This window comes from Pseudophaeobacter leonis (assembly GCF_002087335.1).
GTDB lineage: Bacteria > Pseudomonadota > Alphaproteobacteria > Rhodobacterales > Rhodobacteraceae > Pseudophaeobacter > Pseudophaeobacter leonis.
The window spans coordinates 25,337-33,082 of record NZ_MWVJ01000108.1; the positions used below are offsets into that span (position 1 = coordinate 25,337).

The 7,746-nt window shown below is 50.5% G+C and carries 5 protein-coding genes and 3 pseudogenes; 7 read left to right on the plus strand and 1 reads right to left on the minus strand.

Going from position 1 to position 7,746, the window contains the following annotated elements:
• Nucleotides 1-148 precede the first annotated feature (148 nt).
• The 5 genes from B4968_RS20430 (at nt 149) to B4968_RS20450 (ending at nt 5,408) form a co-directional block, all read left to right on the plus strand.
• Entirely contained in the window at nt 149-1,486 is a 1,338-nt protein-coding gene (locus B4968_RS20430) for a DNA methyltransferase (protein WP_083101109.1), read from the plus strand.
• Nucleotides 1,487-2,728, plus strand: coding sequence for a hypothetical protein (locus tag B4968_RS20435; protein WP_083101110.1), 1,242 nt, complete (start codon nt 1,487-1,489; stop codon nt 2,726-2,728).
• A gap of 70 nt (nt 2,729-2,798) precedes the next feature.
• Entirely contained in the window at nt 2,799-4,523 is a 1,725-nt protein-coding gene (locus B4968_RS20440; protein WP_083101111.1) for a protein NO VEIN domain-containing protein, read from the plus strand.
• Between the two features lie 64 nt (nt 4,524-4,587).
• Nucleotides 4,588-5,163: a hypothetical protein gene (locus B4968_RS23300; RefSeq protein WP_139792941.1), complete on the plus strand. Its 576-nt coding sequence runs from the start codon at nt 4,588-4,590 to the stop codon at nt 5,161-5,163.
• On the plus strand, nt 5,160-5,408 hold the full coding sequence (locus B4968_RS20450; protein WP_083101113.1) for a hypothetical protein: 249 nt from the start codon (nt 5,160-5,162) through the stop codon (nt 5,406-5,408). Before B4968_RS23300 ends, B4968_RS20450 begins: the two co-directional genes overlap by 4 nt.
• 646 nt (nt 5,409-6,054) lie before the next feature.
• Here the strand turns inward: B4968_RS20450 and B4968_RS23305 are convergent.
• Nucleotides 6,055-6,162, minus strand: a pseudogene (locus B4968_RS23305) (transposase); the annotation flags it as partial.
• A 204-nt stretch (nt 6,163-6,366) separates the two neighbouring features.
• Here B4968_RS23305 and B4968_RS20460 point away from each other — a divergent pair.
• Nucleotides 6,367-7,401: pseudogene (locus tag B4968_RS20460) on the plus strand (IS481 family transposase).
• A 68-nt stretch (nt 7,402-7,469) separates the two neighbouring features.
• Nucleotides 7,470-7,746 (plus strand): annotated as a pseudogene (locus tag B4968_RS20465) (DDE-type integrase/transposase/recombinase); the annotation flags it as partial.

Consider the following 7,746-nt stretch of genomic DNA (forward strand, 5'->3'; position numbering starts at 1 on the left):
CAGCCCATCAATGCGCACGACATAAGTAAGCGCGGCATGTTGTGCAAGAGACGAGAATACGACATAATGATAGTGCTGCAAGCAACGACGCGCTTGTCAATTTTTCGTTGCGCAATCAAAATCAAAAAGGCCGCGACGGGGAACTCACATGCTGTCAGAAAATGATGTAGAACCACTATTTGATATCAGTGCCCTGTATCGTCACTACGCCGCACTTGAGCAGAGCATTCAGGTAAATGAGCAATCCACTAAAACCACCTATCGGTCGCCCGTAAACTTCATTGAGTCGATGCAAAAACCGAGGCATCGGTGGTTTCCATACAAAGAAGGCTTTTCACCCTCTTTTGTAGAGGATTTTCTAACTGCAGGCGTATCGATCAAAGATGGATTGATATTGGACCCATTTTCAGGTTCAGGCACTACGGCACTGGTAGCCGGAGAAAAGGGGCTTCGTGGATTGGGTTACGATGTAAGTCCATTAACTGATTTCGTCGCGAGGACAAAGGCCGTAACAATGAGTGCGGCAGAGCTGAATGACTTCAAGAGCCACCTTGAGGGGTTTGCCAAATCAGCACTCGATAAGCGTGCGCCCACACCGGATAACGAAACGGTCAACCGCTATTTTGAACCTGTCGTTTTGGATGCGCTAATGAGGGTGAAAGGCTATTATTTGCAAATTGACTGCCCTAAGGCAAAGTCACTATTCAAGCTGGCTTTTCTAACCGCAATCGAGCCGTTTTCGACGCATAGAAAAGCCGGTAATGGCGTGAAGAAGAAGACCAATTATTCTTTTCTCGAGTCGAGCCAAGATAGCATCCGTGTCTTAAAAAATTTCATACTTGAAAAGTTGGAGATGTTTGCTCTTGATATCGAGCAAACGTCAAGGTTTTCTCCACCTAAATTTCTTCAACAGTCGTGCTTAGGTTCCGCTCTGCCGAGTGAAGTTGAGGACGTAAGCGCCGTACTGACTTCTCCGCCTTATGCAAATTGTTTCGACTATAGCAAAATTTACATGTCGGAACTTTGGATGGGGGACTTTTTCTCATCTAAAATGGATCAAAAGAATTTCCGAGAGGCCTCTGTTCGCTCTCACGTCCACGCGACTTGGTCCGATAGATATACCGAATTTGGGGTTCCTGTTGTCGATGACATTATCAGGCCCTACATCGAAACACAAAAATTATGGTCTCCGAGGATAGGAAGTATGCTGTCTGGGTATTTTGCCGATCTGGGAAACCTTCTCACAAACCTGAAGCCTAGGCTTCGGAGCAACGCCAAGTTGGGTTTTGTTGTGGGAAATTCGTTCTATGGCGGCGTTGCGATTGCAACCGATCTTCTATTGGCAGAACTAGGTAGAAGCAAAGGCTATGTCGTGGAGGAAGTCCGAGTGTACCGGGGGATCATCCCCTCTTCCCAACAGTACCAAAAATTGGGGAACAACCGTAAGTACATGCGCGAAAGCATGGTCGTTCTCCGGAGACTGTAGATGGAAATCACAACTACGTTTAGAGAACTGCAGTGGGGAGCTGAAATCCAGTTTCCCAACAGTCGCGGCCTATCAAAATCACCTCATTTCGTCGGAGGCAGGTATCCTTGTCGAAGCGTAGCGTTCGTACCCAGGATAATCATAGATGACTTTTCTGGGACCGCAGAAAATTTCAGTATTCTTGACCCGTTCATGGGGTCGGGAACTACTGCGATCGAAGCTGTTCGCCGCGCAAATTCAGTGCATGGAGTGGAAGTTGACCCGTACGCGCGATTGATAGCAACGGTGGCCGCCCGGAAGGATTCCCAAGACGAAATTCAAGAACTAGAATCACTGGTGTTAGAAATAGGTTCAAAAGTTGATAGCCAGAAGCCCGATAAGGCTCTGCTTCCAGAGCTGAAGAACATCAATTACTGGTTTGGAGAAACAAACTTCTCTGAACTTTTGAAATTAAAGTCTGCAATATTTGATGCTACCAACGAGGGAATGGCGCGTGATTTTCTGCTGGCCGCTTTCGGCGACATTATTCGCGCCTGCTCGAAAGCCGAAAGGCAATCCCTCAAGCCTTACATTTCAAAAAAGTACGTGAAACAACCCAAGCCCGTACTGGCAGAATTCTTGAGAATTGCGCCAAAGTATGTACAAGCAGTCGCGCAGAGCAGCGACCACAAATGTGATGGAATTATCTGGGAAGGGCAGGATGCAACGGAATTCGGCACTTCTAAGTCAATTGACCTCGCAATAACATCGCCCCCCTACATCAACGCGATGGACTACACACGCTGCATCAAGCTGGAAAGCGCATGGATTGGCACAGCCGACGACGCCGCAATTCGCGCAGTTCGCAACGCACAACTCGGTGAAAGCGTTCGACGCCACCAAGTAACCGATGATGAATTCATTTCTTCAATTGCGATCAAACACTTTGGCGATCTTGAGGCAATCGATGAGGTGAAATTCAAGACAGCTTTAGCTTTTTTTGATGATATGAAAGGGAATCTGAGATCGGTATTCAATTCTTTGAAAGCCGGAGGCATCTACTACATCATCATAGGGAACAGCAAAATTCGCGGCATCGATGTTCCCACTCATCTGGCAATCGCAGACATCGCAACTGAACTTGGCTACAAGTGGGAAAAATACTTCCAGTATCGGATCAAAGATCATCGCACATCCATCCCTCGCGGAGATCGAGGCGGAAAGATTGAATTTGAGCATGTACTTGGTTTGGTAAAACCCTAAAACTCATTCCCTTACTGCCTACGGCATGGCATCTTTCTTGAAGAGATAGATTCTATGCTGGCAAGGTGCGATGGCGGTAAATTCACAGTTCCTGTTCTTCTATATTGATGAGCTGATCAAACATCATTGGGTAGACTGGCTTGAGGGGCCACTCGCCTCGATACCAGCAGATGAGCATAAGGGCTTGCGTGGGTTCCAAGGAGCGGTAGGCGATACAGGGGCTGGGCCGAGAACGCGAGCCGGGGAAGCTTACCAGCTAGGCATTCTCTCCGGTCGTATCGTTAAACCTCAAGTCGCAGGCGCTGCGTTTCCATCGGGATGGCAAAGTGTAATTGAGGGGCGCGTTCCGGCAACAAGACTCGGATTCTATTCATATGTTATTGGCAAGGCGCTGCGCGAAAACCCTAGCGACCCGAACCTTGAGCGTGCGCTCGACTGCTTAGCTAGTATTTTCATTCTGCACATCGGCTTTAAGGTAGATGAACGATGGTTCAACACTGTGCTTATCTTCCAGTTTGCACTCAATCAATTGGAGAGTTCCTTAAAGCGTGAGTTGAGCAACAGGGAGATTAGGTATCTCTCCGCAGCAGTAATCCACACCCTTAACAGCGATGAACGTAAGCTGTTGCTTGAGCCTTACATCTCTGACCAACAGATCACAGGTCTTCGACTCGATCTTAAGGACTCACCCATTCAATATTTTAAGCTAGCTGATTTAGTTACAATCGTTGAGGAAAATAAGATAAAAACTGGCGCATTCAAAAAAGACAAAGCATCTTTGTTTTGGGCCGACCCAACTCGGGGTATTTTCTCTCGCGCGGCACGCTCGCAAGGCACCCAAGTGATCCAAGAGTTGATGAAGGTCGATCAAGGGCTTGCAGGTTTGGGCAAGGAAAACCTTTTGAATGAAACCCTTGATGCAATTCAAGCTAATGTCGACAATATTGGGATTTTCTCTGTTGCCGATGAGAAGTTTACAGATTTCCCACAGCTTTTGAACGAATGGCAAGACTTAGAGGCTGAACTGTTCGATGCAACCAATAAGGCGGCGGAGTCTGTCGAACTAGATACAGCACCGCCGCTGTGGTCGTTGTCACAGAAAGAAATTCGTGGAACGGTACAGGCGAAAGTGGCCCGGCTTCCGGCCGCTGGTCAAAACAAGCCAGCCGCAGCGATGAATGCAAGCGATACTGAACTCGAACAGGCCGGCCAGACATCAGAAAATAGTAAGTCCCCAAATAAGACTACCTCTCCGAAACTTGTGCTGCCAGACGACGAAGCTATTCAAGATATTCTTGATCGGGAATTCGATCAAATTATGGAACAACCGCCAGTCGCCGACACCAAACCCAAAAAGGCAAGCGAACCGGGTAAGGCACGTGCAAAAAAGACGGACTATGCAGAGAAGGACGCCCGAAATCGGAAGTTGGGGGAATCGGGAGAGCTGTTCATACTCAGATATGAGATTCAAAAGCTCATTCGCGCTGGTCAGAGTGAATTGGCTAAGCGTGTAAGTTGGGTATCCAAAGAACTTGGGGATGGTCTTGGCTATGACATCAGGTCGTTTGAAATTGATGGAAGTGAAATTTTCTTAGAGGTGAAGACAACCACAAGCGGTAGAGCCGCCCCATTTTTTGTGTCGGCCAACGAAGTCTCTGTGTCTGAAGTGAAAGGTGCTTCTTATCGTTTGGTAAGAGTATACGGCTTTCCCAATCAGCCCCGATTTTTCACGCTAAACGGCAGCCTGTCAGTCTCGCTTCAGCTTGAAGCCACGTCTTATCGCGCTCGAGTTTGATTGAGTTGTTTTTCTAGTTAGCCACTCTTCTACGGCGATCTGATGATAGCTATTTGCTACCCCAATGATACCCAAGACGAAGCTGGGCTCATCTTCAAAATTCGAGGCCAAGCCTAATACATTGCTTTTACTTGGTAAAAATGGTGCCCGGGGGCGGAATCGAACCACCGACACGAGGATTTTCAATCCCGACCTAAGTGCTGAAAAATCAAAGCCTTACAACGGCCACCCCTGTCAAACCCGGCTCAAGAAAACAAAGACTTGCGAGACTTTTGTCAAACCTTGTCGTGATGACAGTACCAAAGAAAAAGCCGGGGCAGCGGTAACTGCACCCGGCTTCAATACTATTAAGAAACTTCTGGGCTCTTCCCGCAAGAATACCACCTCTAAAGGCAAAAGCGCAATGTCCTTGTACGGGAAGGACAGCCACAAGCGCATCGCCAAGGCTGTTGGTTTCGCGCTCACCATTGGAACCAGTGCTGCATGGCATGGGCTGACTGTCCTACTGATTTTCCGCCTCACTGAGGCTGAGCGCGCTGGCTTGGCCTATGCGGCTCTACGCAGTCTGAGCGAAGACAACGCTTATGACATGGCAACGCTGGCCCTGTTCGGGACTGTCACGGCGGAGGGGGTGCAATGAACCAGCCCCGCAGCCTCGAACACCTCTTTTTCTATATGCCGATACTGGCCCGCTCATTGGAAAGCCGATGGGAACGTGACTTTGCCGCCGACATGGCAAAGCGCGCGCGGTGGAAGAACTGGCACCCAAGTCACAAGCAAAACGAGATCATGCAGCGCATGGTCGCTGAGATGTTTGCGCCCAGTGACGCCAGCAACAGCACCCTTGATCTGATCGACACTGGAGACCGGCACGACGCGGCCTAGCAGCATTCGTGCCGGATGGTCGGTTAACGGTGGCATTCGAGACGCAAGGGCGAACCATGGGACGGGGCAAACGCCAAGGGCAGTTCGAAAGACCGAAGCCCGCCCCCCGGCATACACAGTGTTCTTTCAGTGCTGGAAAGTAGCGGTCAACTCAACCGGCGAGGACATGCGAAGAGGTTGGGGCTCAAAGCGAAGGGTCGGCTCCGTTGAGCAGATCAATATCGCCCAGAGCATAGAGACAGCTTCAGCCAATGGCTGGGGACTGTCGTTCTATGCTCTTTGCTCAGGGTCTCACCATTGAGCAGGTCTAAGAATAGAGAATGAGAGACAGGTGGTTAAGACGAAAGATAACTGGATAAGACGGAGCGACATTAACAAATCAATGCAGGGAGCACAGGGCCATGAGTAAGTGGCCCTATGGTCCCAATGCCGCGACTTTGAGAAAAACGGGAATGGCCCGTTCTGGTTTCCTCATCTTCACTGCAAAAAGGCCTCGCTGGGATTTCATTTTGGAGATCCAGCTTGCGTCCCTTTGTCCTTCAGGCGCTCACTTTCAAAGTGGGTCTTTTCCTCCAATTCAGTGATTACGTGATAAAAGGTTATCCGGCCGGTTTCGGCTAAGTGGCGTCAGTTTTGAGATACCCCCCCCTAACCATGCCGCAAATAGTCGGCCATTCTTGAACTGCTTCGCGTCGCCGACTGTGGCAACAATAGCTGACGCGGTGACAGGTCCAATGCTTGGTATCGTGCGCAACAAGATAACGCGTTTGTCCAATTGCGAATGAAGCCGCATGCGCATCTCGTACCAACGGAACCTCAGATGCATTGCAACATGTTGGTGGCTGAGTTGTCTCAGAACATCTACTGCGATCTGCGGTAGGGCGGCACATCTCTTGAATGAGATGATGGTTGACCGTTTTGATGGAGGTGCAAACCGAACCATCAAAAGGAAACCACAATGTTGAATACTACTGACAAGATCATCAAACACAAAACCGGGTTGCTGAACCTGGCTGAGGAGCTGGGCAACGTGTCGAAAGCCTGCCAGGTGATGGGCATGTCACGCGACACGTTCTACCGCTACAAGTCAGCGGTCGAGGACGGCGGCGTTGAGGCGTTGTTTGAACGGACGCGGCGCAAGCCCAACTTGGCAAACCGGGTGGATCAGGCGACCGAGGGCGCGGTGATCAAATCTGCCACTGACTTCCCCGCTTACGGCCAGGCCCGCACCTCCAACGAGCTGCGCAAGCTGGGTGTCTTTGTCTCGCCATCCGGCGTCCGGTCGATCTGGTTGCGCCATGATCTGGCGAACTTCAAAACCCGCCTGAAAGCTCTGGAGGCCAAAGTGGCCGAAGACGGCGGCATCCTGACCGAGGCGCAGGTGCAGGCGCTGGAAAAGAAGAAGCTGGACGACGAAGCCTGCGGCGAGATCGAGACGGCTCATCCGGGCTATCTGGGCAGCCAGGACACGTTCTATGTCGGCACCCTGAAGGGCGTTGGCCGGGTCTATTAGCAATCCTATGTCGACACTTACAGCAAGGTCGCGGATGCCAAGCTCTACACCACGAAAACGCCGATCACCGCCGCTGATCTGCTCAATGACCGGGTCCTGCCTTTCCATGATGAGCACGACCTGCCGGTGCTGCGTATTCTGACAGATCGGGGGACCGAATATTGTGGGCGGGTCGACAAACACGACTTCCAACTCTTCTTGGCGATCAACGATATCGACCACACGAAGACCAAGGTGAAATCACCGCAAACGAACGGCATTTGCGAGCGGTTCCACAAGACAATCCTGCAGGAGTTTTATCAGGTCACGTTCCGCAAAAAGCTCTACGACAGCATCGAAGCATTGCAAGCCGATCTCGATGAATGGCTGCATCATTACAACCACGAGCGCACGCATCAGGGCAAAATGTGTTGCGGCAGAACACCCATCGAAACTATGATCGACGGGAAAGAAATCTGGCGGGAAAAGTTCCTGAACTGAACTTGACCTGACAGACGCCGCCAAAAGAATGGCCAACTGTCAGATCACATCTGAACCACTACACGCGGTCTGCCAAAACTGACTTTGTTCTCGATGCTCTTGAACAGGCCCTGCATGATCGGCGGCCTGTTCAAGAAAGCGGGCTGATACATCATAGCGACCGCGGCGGGCAATATTTGTCAATTCGGTACACTGAACGATTGGCTGAAGCAGGGATCGAGCCATCGGTCGGCAGCGTTGGTGACTCTTATGACAATGCCCTCGCTGAAACAATTAATGGCCTCTACAAGACCGAGTTGGTCCACCGCCAGGGACCTTGGCGCAACATGCAGGATCTGGAAATGG